This is a genomic window from Burkholderia sp. WP9 (genome assembly GCF_900104795.1).
In the GTDB taxonomy this organism is placed as follows: domain Bacteria; phylum Pseudomonadota; class Gammaproteobacteria; order Burkholderiales; family Burkholderiaceae; genus Paraburkholderia.
This window is the reverse complement of sequence record NZ_FNTG01000001.1, coordinates 3,678,822-3,696,186: the sequence shown is the minus strand read 5'-3', so window position 1 is coordinate 3,696,186 and position 17,365 is coordinate 3,678,822. Positions and strand designations below refer to the sequence as shown.

The 17,365-nt window shown below is 61.0% G+C and carries 16 protein-coding genes and 1 pseudogene; 5 read left to right on the top strand and 12 right to left on the bottom strand.

Annotated features, from left to right (window positions below):
* Nucleotides 1–338: 338 nt before the first annotated feature.
* The 8 genes from BLW71_RS16435 to BLW71_RS16400 all read right to left on the bottom strand — a co-directional run bounded on the left by BLW71_RS16435 (nt 339) and on the right by BLW71_RS16400 (nt 10,581).
* Nucleotides 339–1,505, bottom strand: coding sequence for an ABC transporter substrate-binding protein (locus BLW71_RS16435; protein ID WP_091797826.1), 1,167 nt, complete (start codon nt 1,503–1,505; stop codon nt 339–341).
* Nucleotides 1,506–2,021: 516 nt separating this feature from the next.
* Nucleotides 2,022–2,993 carry a branched-chain amino acid ABC transporter permease gene (locus tag BLW71_RS16430; protein WP_177205092.1) on the bottom strand — a complete coding sequence of 324 codons (972 nt, stop codon included), beginning with the start codon at nt 2,991–2,993 and terminating at the stop codon, nt 2,022–2,024.
* A complete protein-coding gene (locus BLW71_RS16425; RefSeq protein WP_091797820.1) occupies nt 2,993–3,877 on the bottom strand; it encodes a branched-chain amino acid ABC transporter permease in 885 nt (294 codons plus the stop codon). Before BLW71_RS16425 ends, BLW71_RS16430 begins: the two co-directional genes overlap by 1 nt.
* A 195-nt stretch (nt 3,878–4,072) precedes the next feature.
* A complete protein-coding gene (locus BLW71_RS16420) occupies nt 4,073–5,287 on the bottom strand; it encodes an ABC transporter substrate-binding protein (protein ID WP_091797817.1) in 1,215 nt (404 codons plus the stop codon).
* 54 nt (nt 5,288–5,341) lie between these two features.
* Nucleotides 5,342–6,100: an ABC transporter ATP-binding protein gene (locus BLW71_RS16415; RefSeq protein ID WP_091797814.1), complete on the bottom strand. Its 759-nt coding sequence runs from the start codon at nt 6,098–6,100 to the stop codon at nt 5,342–5,344.
* Nucleotides 6,097–6,876, bottom strand: coding sequence for an ABC transporter ATP-binding protein (locus BLW71_RS16410; RefSeq protein ID WP_038457148.1), 780 nt, complete (start codon nt 6,874–6,876; stop codon nt 6,097–6,099). The genes BLW71_RS16415 and BLW71_RS16410 overlap by 4 nt, the downstream gene beginning before the upstream one ends.
* Before the next feature lie 286 nt (nt 6,877–7,162).
* Nucleotides 7,163–8,878 (bottom strand): GMC family oxidoreductase, encoded by a 1,716-nt coding sequence (locus BLW71_RS16405; RefSeq protein WP_091797810.1) that lies wholly within the window; start codon nt 8,876–8,878, stop codon nt 7,163–7,165.
* 164 nt (nt 8,879–9,042) lie between these two features.
* A complete protein-coding gene (locus BLW71_RS16400; protein WP_091797807.1) occupies nt 9,043–10,581 on the bottom strand; it encodes a CoA-acylating methylmalonate-semialdehyde dehydrogenase in 1,539 nt (512 codons plus the stop codon).
* Nucleotides 10,582–10,724: 143 nt separating this feature from the next.
* Between BLW71_RS16400 and BLW71_RS16395 the strand changes: the two genes are divergently transcribed.
* Nucleotides 10,725–11,624 carry a LysR family transcriptional regulator gene (locus BLW71_RS16395; RefSeq protein ID WP_091797804.1) on the top strand — a complete coding sequence of 300 codons (900 nt, stop codon included), beginning with the start codon at nt 10,725–10,727 and terminating at the stop codon, nt 11,622–11,624.
* Between the two features lie 370 nt (nt 11,625–11,994).
* A complete protein-coding gene (locus BLW71_RS16390) occupies nt 11,995–12,531 on the top strand; it encodes a class IV adenylate cyclase (RefSeq protein WP_091797800.1) in 537 nt (178 codons plus the stop codon).
* A gap of 66 nt (nt 12,532–12,597) precedes the next feature.
* On the opposite strand, the pseudogene BLW71_RS16385 reads toward BLW71_RS16390, so the two are convergent.
* The 3 genes and pseudogenes from BLW71_RS16385 to BLW71_RS16375 form a co-directional block, all read right to left on the bottom strand.
* Nucleotides 12,598–12,747: pseudogene (locus BLW71_RS16385) on the bottom strand (Lrp/AsnC ligand binding domain-containing protein); the annotation flags it as partial.
* Nucleotides 12,748–12,753: 6 nt separating this feature from the next.
* Nucleotides 12,754–14,100, bottom strand: a complete 1,347-nt coding sequence (locus BLW71_RS16380; protein ID WP_091797797.1) for an IS4 family transposase — start codon at nt 14,098–14,100, stop codon at nt 12,754–12,756.
* A gap of 54 nt (nt 14,101–14,154) precedes the next feature.
* A complete protein-coding gene (locus tag BLW71_RS16375; protein ID WP_286162010.1) occupies nt 14,155–14,562 on the bottom strand; it encodes an Lrp/AsnC family transcriptional regulator in 408 nt (135 codons plus the stop codon).
* 146 nt (nt 14,563–14,708) lie between these two features.
* Here BLW71_RS16375 and phhA point away from each other — a divergent pair, with 146 nt between their 5' ends.
* Both phhA and BLW71_RS16365 read left to right on the top strand, forming a co-directional pair.
* Nucleotides 14,709–15,599 (top strand): phenylalanine 4-monooxygenase, encoded by an 891-nt coding sequence (phhA, locus tag BLW71_RS16370; protein ID WP_218157122.1) that lies wholly within the window; start codon nt 14,709–14,711, stop codon nt 15,597–15,599.
* 104 nt (nt 15,600–15,703) lie between these two features.
* Nucleotides 15,704–15,994, top strand: coding sequence for a 4a-hydroxytetrahydrobiopterin dehydratase (locus tag BLW71_RS16365; RefSeq protein WP_091797791.1), 291 nt, complete (start codon nt 15,704–15,706; stop codon nt 15,992–15,994).
* Nucleotides 15,995–16,099: 105 nt separating this feature from the next.
* On the opposite strand, the gene BLW71_RS16360 is transcribed toward BLW71_RS16365, so the two are convergent.
* Nucleotides 16,100–16,324 (bottom strand): DUF3717 domain-containing protein, encoded by a 225-nt coding sequence (locus tag BLW71_RS16360; RefSeq protein WP_091797788.1) that lies wholly within the window; start codon nt 16,322–16,324, stop codon nt 16,100–16,102.
* A 241-nt stretch (nt 16,325–16,565) separates the two neighbouring features.
* Between BLW71_RS16360 and BLW71_RS16355 the strand changes: the two genes are divergently transcribed.
* Nucleotides 16,566–17,252 carry a response regulator transcription factor gene (locus BLW71_RS16355; protein ID WP_091797785.1) on the top strand — a complete coding sequence of 229 codons (687 nt, stop codon included), beginning with the start codon at nt 16,566–16,568 and terminating at the stop codon, nt 17,250–17,252.
* The last annotated feature ends 113 nt before the right edge of the window (nt 17,253–17,365 follow it).

Sequence of the window (17,365 nt, the reverse complement as noted above, 5' to 3'; positions counted from 1 at the left end):
TCTGTAATCCGACTCACGGGCCGGGTGTCTGAATCTAGTTATCGGGTGGAGGCGTGCCAAGCATGGTTTTCCCTGCTCAGCGCGGATGCCTTCGCCGCTTTGGTGCCACTCCTTTGCTACGTACGACGGCTGCAAACTGCTGCGAAATCCTGCGAACAAAACACTAACATGTTAGTAGTATTGCGTTCTGCATGAACGACGGTCAATAGACCGCAACCCAAATACGGGTTTGTCCTGAAGCCGCGCAACCACACTTTTTCACGTGAAGCGGACAATAAAAAAGACGCGTCAACTGCACGCGTCTTTTTCGATGAGGTTCCGTATCGCTTCGCCCTCGCTCAGTCGCCGGACAACTTCCACTTGCCGCCGACAATCTCCACCATCACGCGCGCCCGCTGGTCGAGGCCAGAGTGGTCATTCGCGCTCATGTTGAAGATGCCGTGCGACGCGGGCATGTCTTTGGTGCTTTCCAGCGCTGCGCGCAACGCCTCGCGGAACGCAGGCGTGCCCGGCTGCCCCTTCTTCAGCGCCAGCGGAATCGCGCGTTGCAGCAGCAAGCCGGCGTCCCATGCGTGGCCGCCGAAAGTCGACACCGAGCCGGCGCCGTAAGCGGTTTCGTACGCGCGCTTATAGGCGAGCGCGCTCTTCTTCACCGGATTTGAATCGGGCAATTGATCCGCGACCAGCAACGGGCCGGCGGGCAGATACGTACCTTCGCAATCCTTGCCGCACACGCGCAGGAAGTCGTTGTTGGCGACGCCGTGCGTCTGATAGTACTTGCCCTTGTAGCCACGCTCCTTGAGCGTTTTCTGCGGCAGCGCAGCCGGTGTGCCCGCGCCTGCGATCAGCACCGCATCGGGATTCTGCGACATGACCTTCAGCACCTGGCCGGTCACCGAAGCATCATTGCGCGCGAAGCGTTCGTTCGCGACGATCTTGATCTTCGCGAGATCCGCTGCCTTGCCGAATTCCTTGAACCAGCTCTCGCCGTAAGCGTCCGAGAAGCCGATAAACGCGACCGTCTTCACGCCGTGATTCGACATGTGCTGCGCGATCGCGGTTGCCATCAGAATGTCGTTTTGCGGCGTTTTGAAGACCCACGCGCGCTTCGCATCCATCGGCTCGACAATGCTTGCCGCGGCGGCCATGGAGATCATGGGCGTAGTGGTTTCGGCAGCGACGTCGATCATGGCCAGCGAGTTCGGCACGACGGTCGAGCCGATCAGCGCATCCACGTGATCTTCGCTGGTGAGCTTGCGGGTGTTCTTGACGGCCTGAGTCGAATCAGTGGCGTCGTCGAGCACGATGTATTCGATCTTCTGGCCCGCCACTTCTTTAGGCAGGAGCGCAATCGTGTTCTTTTCCGGGATACCGAGCGACGCGGCAGGACCCGTTGCCGACACGGTCACGCCGATTTTCACGTCTGCGAACGCATGGCCGCTCCATGCCGCAGTGATTCCAGTGGCGACTAATGCCGCGCTGATCCAACGCAATGCCGACTTCATCCCGCTCCTCTGTCTACCCCGTTATTCATTCGAATCTAAATCCGTGGATTTAAATCCCGACCCAGCGGTCGGTGAATAGCGAGTTTAGCGGACGGAAGCCATGCGCGGCAAGCGTTTTGCAGGGTTGTGCGCTGCGAAACAGAGACAGGTTCGGTGAATAAAAAGGGTCACCGAATTAGCGGGAAATTCGAATAGCGAATAGCCGAAAACACAAATAAAAAGCGCTGTTGGATATCAATCCAACAGCGCTTTCGTCTGGGCACTGAGTGCCTCATTGTCTCCTCGTTCTCCACCTGCAAATTTCGTGGTGCATCAGAACTGCATGAAGATTAAAGGAGCACCCGCCCTACTACAACTAGCAATTACCCTAGTGGTGCACTGCGGCACTGAATTGGGGCACGCTTGCCGGAACCTGTTCAACCCCGCCGGGAGCCTTGGCAACCCGCGCTCCCGCTTCATTACATCAAGAGCGGCAAACTATATCGGATACCGAAACAATGGCGAATTTCGCTGCGTTCAGGCCCGCAGCGGCCGCACCCGCGCGATGATCTCACCGACAATGCCACGCCGGAACGCCAGCACGCACGCGATGAAAATCACGCCGGTCACAATGGTTACCGATTCGCCCAGCGAACGGAACCACTCAACGCCGGTGGATGACGCCAGCGCCCCGCCGAAATCGCCGAGCCGGTCTTCGAGCGCGACAATCAATGCGGCGCCGAGCAACGGTCCAAACAAGGTGCCCATGCCGCCGACCAGCGTCATCAGGATCACGAGGCCCGACATGGTCCAATACGCGTCGCTCAATGTCTCGAAGCCTTGCACGAGCACTTTGAGCGAACCCGCGAGACCGGCAATTCCCGCCGACAGAATAAACGCCAGCAGTTTGAAGCGATCCGTATCGTAACCGAGCGACACCGCGCGCGGCTCGTTTTCCTTGATCGCCACCAGCACCTGTCCAAACGGCGAATGCACGATCCGCACAATCAGCAGGAAAGCGAGCACCATCACGGCGAGCACGACGAAATACAACGCCGTATCGGACGAGAGATCCAGCACGCCGAACAGCTTGCCGCGCGGCACGCCTTGCAGACCGTCCTCACCATGCGTGAACGGCGCCTGCAGGAACACGAAGTAGACCATCTGCGCGAGCGCCAGCGTGACCATCGCGAAGTAGATGCCCTGGCGGCGAATCGCGAAGATGCCCACGATCAACCCGAGCAAGGTCGCCGCCGCGGTGCCGGCGAGCACGCCCAGCTCCGGCGAGAAGCCGAGCGTCTGCATCGCATAGCCGGTAATGTAGCCGGCCGACGCGAGAAACATGGCGTGGCCGAACGACAGCAATCCGGTGTAGCCGATCAGCAGATTGAACGCCGCCGCGAACAGCGCGAAGCACAGCACTTTCATCACGAAGAGCGGATAGATGCCAAGCACGGGCACCGCGAGAAGCACGATCAGCAGCAGACCGTAGAGTACTTTTCTCTGCATCATTTTTCCTTGCCGAAGAGACCCGCCGGGCGCACCAGCAACACGAGCGCCATGATCACGAAGACGACGGTCGCCGACGCTTCCGGGTAGAACACGCGTGTGAGCCCTTCGATCACGCCCAGCAGCAAGCCGGTGAGAATCGAGCCCATGATCGAACCCATGCCGCCGATCACCACCACCGCGAACACGGTGATGATCATCGGCTGGCCCATCAGCGGCGAGACCTGAATCACCGGTGCGGCGAGCACGCCGGCAAATGCGGCCAGCGCGACGCCGAAGCCATAGGTCAACGTGATCATCAACGGCACGTTGATGCCGAACGCTTCGACCAGTTTCGGATTTTCAGTGCCCGCGCGCAGATAGGCGCCGAGGCGCGTCTTCTCGATCACGAACCACGTCGCGAAGCAAACCACCAGCGAGGCCACCACGACCCACGCGCGATAGTTCGGCAGGAACATGAAGCCGAGATTGGTCGCACCGGAAAGCGCCGACGGCACGTCGTACGGCTGACCGGACGAACCGTAGATGGAACGGAACACGCCTTCCACAACCAGCGTGAGTCCGAAGGTCAGCAAGAGGCCGTACAGATGGTCGAGCTTGTAGAGCCAGCGCAGCATCGAGCGTTCGATCGCCATGCCAAACAGCCCGACGAGCAGCGGCGCCAGTACGAGCATCACCCAGTAAGGCAAGCCGAAATACGACAGGCCCATCCACGCGAGCATCGCGCCGAGCATGAATAACGCGCCGTGCGCAAAGTTGATCACATTGAGCAGGCCGAAGATCACCGCCAGCCCAAGACTCAGAATTGCGTAGAACGAGCCGTTCACGAGCCCCAGCAGCAGCTGGCTCAGCATCGCCGGTAGCGGAACGCCAAAGATTTCCATTGAAGCCTTAACCCCTTAAGCCATCGCCAAGGTGAGATCGGTCACGCACGATCCAGCCGGCGCACGGTGAGCGTCAGCGACGCCGATCGTGCGCGGCATGTGAAACGGTTCGCCGTCAGCCTGTGTACCAACGCAGCACTGTGCATTGCCCGCCAGTACAAGCAGACAGACGGCTATCTGGTTACCAATCGACGCTTATTTCCACAACGCGCAGCGCGTTTCCGTCTTGGTCGTGAACGCCTGCTCGCCGGGGATCGTCGCCGTGATCTTGTAGTAGTCCCACGGCTCCTTGGACTCGGCCGGCGTCTTCACCTGCATCAGGTACATGTCGTGGATCATGCTGCCGTCCTGACGGATGTAACCCTTCGCGTAGAAGTCGTTGATCTTGGTCTTCTTCAGTTGCGCCATCACCTTGTCGGAGTCGGTCGAGCCCACCGCCTTCACCGCGTTCAGATAGGTCATGGTCGCCGAGTAGTCGGCGGCCTGCAGGCTCGACGGCATCTTCTTCATTTTGTCGAAGTAGCGCTCCGCCCACTTGCGAGTGGTGGCGTCCTTGTTCCAGTACCAGCTGTCCGTCAGAACGAGACCTTGGGTGGTTTCGAGGCCCAGGCTGTGGATATCGTCGATGAACACCAGCAGCGCGGCGAGCTTCATCGTTTTGGTGATGCCGAACTCCTTGGCCGCCTTGATCGAGTTGATCGTGTCGCCGCCCGCGTTGGCGAGGCCCAGAATCTGTGCCTTCGACGCCTGCGCCTGCAACAGGAACGACGAGAAGTCCGATGCCGACAGCGGATGACGCACCGCGCCCAGCACCTGGCCGCCATTAGCCTTCACCACGTCGGAGGTGTTTTTCTCGAGCGCCTTGCCGAACGCGTAGTCAGCCGTGAGGAAGTACCAGGTCTTGCCGCCCTGCTTCGTCACCGCCGAGCCCGTGCCCTTGGCCAGCGCCGTGGTGTCGTACGCATAGTGGATCGTGTACGGCGTGCATTGCTCGTTGGTCAGCGTGTCGGCGCCCGCTCCGATGCTGATATACACCTTCTTCTTTTCACCGGCCACGGTGTTCATCGACAAACCCGTTGCCGAGTTCGTGCCGCCGATCAGGAGGTCGACGCCGTCGCGGTCGAACCATTCGCGTGCGCGTGAGGCCGCAATGTCCGCCTTGTTCTGGTGGTCCGCATACACCACCGTGATCGGCTTGCCGTTGACCTTGCCGCCGAAGTCCGCCACCGCCATGCGGATCGCTTCGAGGCCGCCCTGACCGTCGATATCCGCATACAGACCCGACATGTCGGTGATGAAGCCGATCTTCACCGCGTCGTCAGCCGCTTGCGCGCTGCCCATCGTCAGAGCGGCGCCGGCGGCGACCGCGAAACAAAGGGAGGCTAGCCGCGCGAGTGGGTTCTTTTTCATTCCTGTCTCCTGGTTTCTTCGCTTGTGGTTATCAGAGGCAAATCGGGCGGTTTTTTAAACGCCCAAAAGATCGTGCAGGATCGGCATCTTGGTTTCGAGTTCACTTGCCCCGAAGTGCTCGACAATCGCGCCGTGCTCCATCACGTAGAAGCGATCGGCAAGCGGCGCGGCAAAGCGGAAATTCTGCTCGACCATCACCACGGTGTAGCCGCGCGCCTTGAGCGTCATGATCATGCGTGCCAGCGCCTGAACGATGACAGGCGCAAGCCCTTCCGAGATTTCGTCGAGCAGCAGCAAGCTCGCGCCGGTGCGCAGAATGCGCGCTACCGCGAGCATCTGCTGTTCGCCGCCTGAGAGCCGCGTGCCCTGGCTCATGCGGCGTTCGTGCAGATTCGGAAACATCGAATAGATTTCTTCGAGCGACATCATGTGCGCCTTGTCCCCGACAGGCGGCGGCAGCAGCAGATTCTCCTCGCAGGAGAGGCTCGAAAAAATACCGCGCTCTTCCGGGCAATAACCAATGCCGCAATGCGCGATGCGATGCGTGGGCAGATTGATCGTCTCACGTCCGGCAATGCGGATCGAACCGGTGCGCCGACCGGTCAGGCCCATGATGGCGCGCAGCGTCGTGGTCCGTCCCGCGCCATTGCGGCCCAGAAGCGTGACGACTTCGCCGCGGTTCACCGTCAGATCGACGCCATGCAGAATGTGGGATTCCCCGTACCACGCCTGCAAACCCTTGATGTCCAGCGCGGGCACGGCGTTATCCGTCCCGCTAACGTCGAGACTTTCGCGCTCGGCAATCGTATTCATGCGTGGGCTCCGGCAAGCGCCGCGTCGGCGCTGCCCATATAGGCTTGCATCACGAGCGGATTCTTCGACACTTCGGCGTAGCTGCCTTCGGCGAGCACTTCGCCACGTTGCAGCACAGTAATCGTGTCGGAAATGCCGGCGATCACATTCATGTTGTGCTCGACCATCAGGATGGTGCGGCCGCTCGATACCTTCTTGATTAGCGCCGTCACGCGATCGACGTCTTCGTGGCCCATGCCTTGCGTGGGCTCGTCGAGCAGCATGAGCTCCGGCTCCATGGCGAGCGTGGTGGCAATTTCCAGCGCGCGTTTGCGGCCGTAGGAAAGTTCGACCGTCAACACGTCGGCGAAATCGGTCAATCCGACCTGCGTGAGTAAATCCATTGCGCGATCATCGAGTTGGCGAAGCGTGCGTTCGCTCTTCCAGAAATGAAATGCCGTGCCGAGCTGACGCTGCAAGCCAATGCGCACATTCTGCAATGCTGTCAGATGCGGAAATACAGCAGAAATCTGGAATGACCGGATAATGCCGCGCCGTGCGATTTGCGCCGGGCGTTCGCTCGTAATGTCGATACCGTTGAAAACGATTTGACCCGCAGTCGGTTCGAGAAATTTGGTGAGCAGATTGAAGCAGGTGGTCTTGCCTGCCCCATTCGGGCCGATCAGCGCATGGATCGAGCCACGGCGCACGCGCAGGTTCACACCGTTCACGGCGATAAAGCCTTTGAACTCACGGGTGAGGCCGCGCGTTTCGAGAATCGTATCGCCGAGAATCATGTTCCCTTCCATACGGAGTAAGGCGAAGCATTACGATCTTCCGCGCGAACCGCTGCGCGACTTTTTATGACGGCGGCACCCCGTGCCGCTCGTTGGCGTGCTGCACCAATCCGGACGGTAATCCATGGTGCCACACGCAGCATGGCTGCCATTGTCGCGCCAATGATGCAGCGCATTCATTGGGATTTGCACTTAGTGGATGATGCCGGTCTGCAACATGACCCTAAGCATGACACGCCCGCCGTGCACGTCGGACGGGCATCTCATGCGAGCCATATGACACTTGTCACACGGTGAACACGGAAGGCGTCGAGCTTGTATGCACCACGGAACTGCCGGCAACGCGCGCACGGCGATCCTCGCGGATCATCTCGCTGGCGCGCTCCGCGATCATCAGCGTGGGCGAATTGGTGTTGCCCGAGGTGATGGTCGGCATGACAGATGCATCGACCACCCGCAATCCGTCAACACCGATAACTCGTAACCGGTTGTCGACCACCGCGCCGGGGTCGTCGGTCGTGCCCATGCGGCAGGTGCCGACCGGATGGAAGATGGTCGTGCCGACGGCGCCGGCAGCCTGCTGCAACTCTTCCTCGGTCTGGTACTGGACGCCCGGCAAAATCTCTTGCGGCCGGTAGCGCGAGAGCGCGGGCGCCGCGGCAATGCGTCGCGTGAGACGCAGCGCATTGGCGGCAACGTGCCGGTCGTAATCGGTAGAGAGATAGTTGGGGGCGATCAACGGCGGCGCTGACGCATCGGCTGATTCAATGTGAATGCTGCCGCGCGAAGTGGGCCGCAACTGGCACACGGACGCAGTGAACGCGTTGAATCGGTGCAGCGGTTCGCCGAAGCGATCGAGCGAAAGCGGCTGGACGTGATACTCGAGGTCGGGCCGCGTCAGCGAGCGATCATTCGGGTCTGATTTGGCAAACGCGCCGAGTTGCGACGGCGACATCGACATCGGCCCGCTTTGAAACAGCGCGTACTGCATGCCGATCATCAGCTTGCCCCACCAATGCGCGGACGCTGTGTTGAGTGTGCGCACGCCATCGACTTTATAGGCCATTCGCAATTGCAGATGGTCCTGCAAATTTTCTCCCACGCCGCGCAGATCGTTGACGACTTCAATACCCAGGTTCTGCAGACGTGCACCGTTGCCGATACCGGAGAGTTCGAGCAATTGCGGCGAATTGACAGCACCAGAGCTGAGGATCACTTCGCAGCGTGCTTTGGCCAGATAGTCCGTGTTGTCGCCGCGATATTCGACGCCTGTGCAACGGCGACCTTCGAATACGACGCGTTGCGTGTGCGCGCCGGTAATGACCATGAGATTCGGCCGCTTGAGTGCGGGACGCAGAAATGCCTTCGACGCATTCCAGCGAATGCCGCGCTTCTGATTGACGTCGAAGTAGCCGACACCGGTGTTATCGCCGCGATTGAAGTCGTCCGTGGCGGGGATGCCGGTCTCCTGCGCAGCGCGTGAAAACTCTTCGAGTATTTTCCATTTCAACCGCTGTTTCTCCACGCGCCAAGGACCGCCCGCGCCATGCGACTCGGTCGCGCCGGCATAGTGATCTTCGCTGCGCCTGAAGACGGGCAACACCGAGTTCCACGACCAGGACGAGTCGTTCGTGACGCGAGCCCATTCGTCGTAGTCTTCGCGCTGCCCACGCATGTAGATCATGCCGTTGATTGAGGAGCTTCCGCCCAGGACGCGTCCGCGCGGGTACGAAAGCGCGCGGCCATTCAGCCGCGGCTCAGATTGTGTTTTGTAGAGCCAGTCCGTGCGCGGGTTGCCGATGCAATAGAGGTAGCCGACCGGCACATGAATCCAGTGGTAGTCGTCTTTGCCGCCGGCTTCGAGCAGCAGTACCCGCACGTCTGGATCTTCGCTCAGGCGATTGGCCAGCACACAGCCCGCCGTCCCCGCGCCCACGATGATGTAATCGAACTCGCCTTCGAGCCGCCGCGGGGTCTCGGGCCTGGTGTCGGAATCGCTCATTGTTCAGTCTCCTAAGCTTTTTTGCAGACCGGTCGTATGATTGGCATGCGACCGCGGCGTTGGGCTCTAATTGTGTTTCCAGCTTTTCTTCTGCATGTGCGGCGGCCGTTTCGCTACTGCCTTCGGCCGCCACGAGCAGCGCTGCCGAAGGCCAATGCCTCAATCTACTTGGCCACCGGCATCGTAAACTCAGCGCCTTTGGCGATGCTGTCGGGCCAGCGCTGCATGATGCTCTTGTAGCGGGTGTAAAACCGCACGCCTTCTTCACCATACGCGTGATGGTCGCCGAAGAGCGACTTCTTCCAGCCACCAAACGAGTGCCACGCCATCGGCACCGGAATCGGCACGTTGATGCCAACCATGCCGATCTGGATCTGGCGCGAGAACGCGCGAGCGACACCGCCATCGGACGTAAACAGCGACACGCCGTTGGCAAACTCATTGGCGTTGATGAGTTCCACCGCGGACGCAAAATCCGGCACGCGCACCACACAAAGCACGGGTCCGAAAATCTCTTCCCGGTAAATCTTCATGTCGGTCGAAACATCGTCGAACAAGGTGCCGCCAAGAAAGAATCCCTTCTCGTGTCCACTGACCTGATGGCCTCGCCCATCGACAACCAGTTTCGCGCCCGCCGCGACGCCAGAGTCGATATAGCCCACCACTTTCTCGCGATGCACCGCCGTGACCAACGGTCCCATCTCGGCATCCGACTCCATGCCGTTGAGAATCTTCAGGCTCTTCACGCGCGGCGTGAGCCGTTCGACCAGTTCATCGGCGATATGCCCGACGGCGACGGCCACCGAAATGGCCATGCATCGCTCGCCCGCCGAGCCGTACGCCGCGCCGATCAAGGCGTCGACTGCCTGGTCGAGATCCGCGTCCGGCATCACTACCAGATGATTCTTCGCTCCGCCCAAAGCCTGCACACGCTTGCCGTGCTTCGTGCCCTCCGTGTAGATGTATTCGGCGATCGGCGTCGAACCGACGAACGACAACGCGCTGACTTCCGGATGCACGAGCAATGCGTCGACCGCCACCTTGTCGCCGTGCACGACGTTGAAAACGCCATCCGGCAAGCCGGCCTCCCTCAACAATTCGGCAAGCCGGTTCGAACAGGAAGGATCCCGCTCGGACGGCTTCAACACGAACGTGTTGCCGCACGCAATCGCGACGGGAAACATCCAGCACGGCACCATCATTGGGAAATTGAACGGCGTAATGCCGGCGACCACGCCGAGCGGTTGACGCAGGTTCCAGTTGTCGATGCCGCCGCCGATCTGATCGGTAAAGTCGGACTTCAGCAGATTCGGAATGCCGCAGGCGAACTCGACGATTTCAATGCCGCGCATCACTTCACCCTTCGCGTCCGAAAACACCTTGCCGTGCTCACGCGTGATCAGTTCCGCCAGTTCGTCGTGATGACGGTCGAGCAGCTCCTTGAACTTGAACAGAACACGCGCCCGCTTGATCGGCGCGGTTTCGCTCCATGCCGGGAACGCGTCTTTGGCGGCGGCGACGGCCGCGTCCACTTCGGCGACGCTCGCGAGCGGCACGCGTGCGCTGACGCTGCCTTGAGCAGGATTGAAGACGTCGCCGAAGCGGCCGCTCGTGCCTTCGACGGTTTTGCCATTGATGAAATGCGTCAGCGCGTTCGCGCTCTTCGCGCTGCGCACGGCTTCGTCCTGATATGTCTCGCTCATGGTGTCCTCTTTCCTGTGAAGTCTTCCGCCCCGGCGCCTGCGGCTCGATCAAGGCGTGCTGAAGCTGAAGCGTACGGCGCTTCGGGCCGGCAAATCCAATGAGTAATGCTCAACTGCGTTATAAGGCGGGTTAATATCAGGATATGGATCTGACTCTGCTCCGGGCCTTCGTCACCGTGGCACGCGAGGGCAACCTTACGCGCGCCGCGGTACAGCTTCACCTGACCCAACCCGCCGTCAGCCTGCAAATCAAGCATTTGCAGGAGACGCTCGGCGTGACGCTGTTCACGCGGACTTCGCACGGGCTTTCGCTGACGCGCGACGGCCAGGCGCTGCTGCCGCACGCCGAACGCGCGCTTGGCGCGGCGAACGACGTGCAGCGGGCGGCGCAATCGCTGCGCCACGAAGTACGCGGACGCTTGCGGATCGGCACGATCCTCGACCCGGCGTTTCTGCGCCTCGGCGGCTTCCTGAAGCAACTCGTGGAAACCTGGCCGCGCATCGAGACAGCCTTGCGCCACGGCATGTCGGGATGGGTGCTGGAGCAGGTTCGCGCAGGTGAGCTCGATGTCGGCTACTACATCGGCCTGCCGTCCGAAGAGGAACCGCGCGACGGCCCCGCTTTTCACGCCGTCACGCTGACTCACTTCCAGTACCGTGTGCTGGCGCCGGCCGGCTGGAAAGACCGCGTCAAAGGCGCGCGCGACTGGCGCTCGCTTGCGGCGCTGCCGTGGATCTGGACGCCGCCCGCGTCGGCGCATAACCGCTTGTTGTCGCGCTGCTTCGACGAGGCAGGCGTGAAGCCCATCAAGGTGGCGGAAGTGGATCAGGAGCCGTCCATGCTCGACCTGGTCAAATCAGGCGTGGGCCTCACGCTCGCACGCGACGCCACCGCGATCGCCGAAGCGCATGCGCACGCGCTGACCATTGTCGAAGGTGCGACCGTGCCGACTCAGCTCAGCTTCATCACGCTCGCGCAGCGCAAGGAGGAGCCGGCCATTGCGGCAGCGCTGAAGTTGATCGAGCAGCAATGGGCGACGTGATGAGCACGCGAACGACGATTGCGTGAAGCATGATCGGCCGTCAGCCAGAGTGCGAGAGGCAAGCGATATGAGCCGCTCTCATGATGTCCGTGTACCGCGCAGTCGTCACGGCGATCCTCACGGCGACCCTCTCGCGCGGCGCTTCCCGCGGACCACCGCGATGATCGCCCGGTGAGTTCCATCACCCGCCGCGTCCATCCGCCCCACATCTGAAACCACACCGTCACGCAGTTTTTGTTAGATTGAGGCTTCGCGCTCACGCGCTGTCCCCGCATTGTTTCCCGTTCCGCCTGACTTTGTCCTTCCCGGCAGCTTCGCCCCGGCAACACCGGAAGTCGCCGACCACTCCATCCTTCGACAGGAGCCTGACATGGCACGCAACATTGAAATCAAAGCCCGCGCCCAGCATTTCGAGCAACTCCGCGAACGCGCGGCGCAGCTCGCGCCGGACGCGCCGCTGATCTTCCGCCAGCAGGACTTTTTCTACGACGTGCCGCGCGGCCGCCTGAAGCTGCGCCAGTTCGACGACGGCACGCCGGCCGAACTGATCTTCTACCAGCGCGACGACCGCGACGGCCCGAAAGCGTCTTATTACACGCGCAGCCCGGTGACCAACCCGGAAGCCATGCACGCGCTGCTCGCCACCGCGCTGACCACACGCGGCATCGTCACCAAGGAACGGCATGTGTATCTGACCGGGCGCACACGTATCCATCTGGACCGGGTGGACGGTCTGGGCGACTTCGTCGAACTCGAAGTCCTGCTTGCCCAGGACGACGACGAAGAAGGCGGCCATGCAGAAGCGCACGCGATGTTCGCCACGCTCGGCGTGCCGGAATCGGATCTGGTGGCGGTGGCCTACGTCGATTTGCTGAGCCCGGACAGCGCCCCAAAGCAAGCCGCGTAAGACCAGGGCGCTACAGGCCGCGGCCTGAATCCGCGCGACCGGCGCCGCATGCGTAACGCCGCCGCTTCAAGCGGCGGCTGCGCCCGGCGACAGGTGGCCGAGCGGCAACGGCCCGTTGCGTTTGAAGGTGGTGAGCACGATATTCGAACGTACGCTATCGACGCCCGGCACACGCATCAGCTTTTTCATCACGAACGTCGACAGGTAGTTCAGATCATCTCGTTATACAGAAGTGTCATAGCCGTCGCGCAAGATCTGTATGGTGATCACAGCATCCATAACTCGCTGCATGCCAATCCATAGCGTCTTCGCGCCTGGTTCGCCGTCGTTCTTGCGCCCGAGAAATCCGCCCAGTGAGCCGACCATCCGTATCATCTGGTTGAGCGTCGGCGGTTTTTTGGGACGCGCTTTCTTACAGAGCACATGGGCGCCGTGTATCTCGTCAGCCGCAAAGAACAGCGACGCGTCCAACTCCGGACAGGTCCTGCCCACACGCATGAGCCGCGCGATACGCCACGATACGACCATGTACAGCACGAGCGCCTTTTCTACCCGCTCCATCTGTGAGAGTTGCAGTGCCTCGACCCCGCAGGCGTTCTTCAGGACGTTGAAGAACATTTCTATTTCCCACCTCGCGCGGTACCAGTCAACGAGTTCGATGAGGGCATGCGCATCACCTGCTTCGCGGTTGGTCACAAGACGCCAGATAACGGGCTTCACACCCGCTGGCGCATCCACTTCATACGCCTCGACGCAGGTGAGCTTGACACCGGCACGCCCGGGCAGCGTGACGCGCTGGCTACGCAGTTCCTGCCTCACTTCACGCGCCTTCTGGCCGCTGCGCCCGGGCAGCACGAAGCTGATGTGGCCGAGTACCCTGCTGGCGTGCACCGTCTCCCACAAACTTGCTTCGCCCTTGAGCGCGCGATTGTGTTGCGAGCGCATCAGCCAGTCCGCCGGTTCACCCAGTTCCTGCGCACGCTGCATGAGCGCGGCGATGTCGCCTTCACGATCGGCCACATACACCAGCCGCGTGTCAGGCAGGGCCCGTGCCTGTTCGGCCACGATCTCATAGCTTTCGATCCACCGCGCACTTTCCTTAACGCCCCCACGCTTGCCGTTTGCATCGCGTGGTTCGCGCGCCCACATCCATGCGTTCATCACACCCAGCGGCTCCCGATCCGGTGTCACCGCATAGGTCGCGTGAAGATACATGCCCACCTGTGCTTCATAACAGAGCGGGCCAGCCCCTTCGATATCCTGACCGTTAAAGTTCAGCTCTGTCGTATCGGCAATGCACAGCACCACCGGCAACTGCCCCATGCGTGCCGTGGTACGGTCCCAATGCGGCTGCATCATGTCGCGCCAGTCGATGTGCTCATTGCCCAAAAAGCGATATGCAGCGATCGTCTCTGACCAGCCTTCGCACGCGCCCGGAATGCTAGCCGTGGGTCGGCTGGCGAACCGTTTGACCAGCTCCTTCGCGCGCCGGTCTCGCCGTGGATCACCCAGATCCAGCGTCTCAAATTCCTCGTCCACCCATGCTCCTGCGTCGTCTCGGATCTTCATGCTGAAAATCCGAGAGTAAACGCGAAATCCGCACAGTTAACAACCCCCTTGCGGCTAATTTTTTACTCCACCATCCTTGCCGCAAGTGTCGAGTTGTGTATAAAGAGATGAGTTCAGATCGGGCGCGACAATGCGCAACAGATAGTCGGCGTCGCCCACCACGGCATGGCACTCCAGCACTTCAGGCAGCACGTCGATCTGTTGCTGGAATTGCTCGATGATCGAATCGCCGTGGTGCTTCAATTTCAAGCTCGTAAAAGCGGTGACGCCGAGCCCGAGTTTTTCCGGCCGCAGCACGACGCGATAGCCGTCCACTACACCCGCCTGCTCCAGACGCTGCAAGCGCCGGCCAATCTGTGACGGTGACAGCGGCACCTGCTCAGCCAGTTGCTGATGCGTTGCCCGGCCGAAGCGCTGAAGCACCTCCAGCAGCGCGAGATCGAAGTGATCCAGTTCTAACATGGCGACTTCCTGCATTAAATGGTGATTTCATGCATGATTATTGCATATCATATCTATAAAACGCCAACATTGCGCCCTTTCCGCATACTTGCCGCTCTACACTTGCATCACCGATTTTTACTGCCGTTACCGCAGAGCGTTGCACCATGTCCACCGCCAATACCGCCAAACTGAAAGAGCAATTCGACGCCGGGCTCGAAACCCGTGCCGATTTCACCATCGATCAACCAACCGAAAGCTACGGCGCGGTCGACCACGCAGTATGGCAACAACTTTACGCCCGCCAGACAGCGCTGCTCAAAGGGCGCGTATGTGACGAGTTTCTGGCGGGCGTCGAACGCATCGGCATGCCGGCCGACCGCGTGCCCTCCTTCGACGAGATCAACGCGAAGCTCATGCCCGCCACCGGTTGGCAGATTGTCGCCGTGCCGGGCCTCGTGCCGGACCAGGTGTTCTTCGAGCATCTGGCGAACCGCCGTTTTCCCGTGACCTGGTGGATGCGCCGGCCCGACCAGCTCGATTACCTGCAGGAACCGGATTGTTTTCATGATCTTTTCGGCCACGTGCCGCTGTTGATCAACCCGGTATTCGCCGACTACATGCACGCATACGGCCGCGCCGCGCTTGCCGCCCATGACGCCGGCGCCCTGCCGCTGCTCGCGCGCCTCTACTGGTACACCGTGGAGTTCGGCCTGATCCGCGACGCGGTAAGTCCGAACGGCGTGAAGATTTATGGCGCGGGAATTGTGTCGAGCAAGGGCGAGACGCTCTACAGCCAGCAAAGTGCCGCGCCGAACCGGCTCAGCTTCGACCTCGAACGCGTGATGCGCACCCGCTACCGCATCGACACGTTCCAGAAGACCTACTTCGTAATCGATGATTTCGCGCAGTTGTTCAACGTGACGCAAACCGACTTCGCGCCGCTGCTGGCAAAGCTTGCCGCCCAACCGGCGTTCGCGGCCGGCGACGTGCTCGAACACGATCGCGTCATCACGCGCGGCTCACGGGAGGGCTGGCTGGCAGACGGCGATATCTGACAGGTAACGCCGGGCAGGCCGGCAGCGGGCAGGCTTTATCCATGAAAAAATAGCGGATGCGCACGCCCACCGGCGTGTCTGTCCAGACTCAATGAGGTAGCACCATGGTTCACAAACTCACTTCAGAAGAACGCGCCACCCAGATCGCCGCGCTGAATGGCTGGCAAGCCGCGACGGGCCGCGACGCAATCCAGCGCCAGTTCACATTCGCCGACTTCAACGAAGCATTCGGTTTCATGACCCGCGTCGCAATCAAGGCGCAGGAAATGGATCACCATCCGGAATGGTTCAACGTGTACAACAAGGTGGAAATTACGCTTTCGACGCACGAGGCCAACGGCTTGACCGAACGCGACATCGAATTGGCCGCGTTTATCGACAGTATTACGGCGTAATACAAACAAACAGGTCGGCTTCAGGCGTGATTACGCGCCGCATACGGAACTATTCGGCGGCAATGAAAGGGCATTGCAGGTAATCCCTTGTCCAAACCTTCAGTTCTACAGGCTATTCTTAAGGTGCACGTAAGAATCCCACGCAAGCCTCGCAGTCGCGTCCAAACGATCCGGCGATAGCGTGTTCTGACGCTGTACAATCATCAACGCATACGGCTTGGAGAGCGCGCTTGCCTCCTTGCACAGAACGAGTTCGTCGCCGCTCGAAGGTGAGCGGGCGCGCCAGAAGTTGATCGCGGCTTCCAGTTCGTGAATGCTTATCTCGGACATGACTTCGTGATCGCTCTCAAGAAAACGCCGGCCCGTCCCAAGTTTTCTTGCCCCTCGGGGGACTCGCGCGAAGCGACAGGTCCGGGGCGCCGAACAGGTGCTTCGAGGCTGCTCGATGCCTGCTTCGTGGCCGCTTCTTCGTGTCAGTCCGGTATAGCCACGCCGCACGCTGCCTGTGCAGCAGGCGCCCCCGGCGAACCGCTTGCCCAAACGCCTAACCCATTGTACTTGAGCGAAATCCATGCGACTCCTTCTGATCGAAGATGACCGCCCCATCGCACGCGGCATCCAAAGCAGTCTCGAACAAGCCGGCTTCACCGTCGACATGGTTCACGACGGCATTTTCGCCGAACAGGCCCTAACGCAAAATCGCCACGAACTGGTGATCCTCGATCTGGGCTTGCCCGGCATCGACGGCATGTCGCTGCTCTCGCGCTTCCGTCAGAGCAATCGTCACACGCCCGTGATCATCCTCACCGCGCGCGACGAATTGAACGACCGCGTGCAAGGTCTGAATTCCGGCGCCGACGACTACATGCTGAAGCCGTTCGAACCCACCGAACTCGAAGCGCGCATTCGCGCGGTGATGCGCCGCAGCGGTCCGCACGGCGACATGCCGCGTCCGGAAGTGTCGCTGGGTGGTGTACGCCTGTCGGGCGTCGACCGCCGCATTTTCAACGACGACAAGCCGCTAGAGCTCTCGCCGCGTGAATTCGCCGTGCTCGAAATGCTGCTGTTGCGTCATGGCCGCGTGGTCAGCAAGGCGCAACTGCAAGACCATCTGACGCATTTCGGCGGCGATCTCGGCGACACCGCGATCGAAGTCTACGTGCACCGGGTCCGTAAAAAGCTCGAAAGCTGCCGTGTCGAGATCGTCACGGTGCGTGGCTTCGGTTACCTGTTGCAGGAAATCCGCCAGGCCGCATAATCGTCATGAAGGCCGCAATGCCCATTGCGGCCTGACGGCGCCGGGCCGGCGCCGCGCACTGGTTGCGCAACACGCCGGCCGTCGGCGAAATTTCGCGGTGCTTGCGCCGTTGC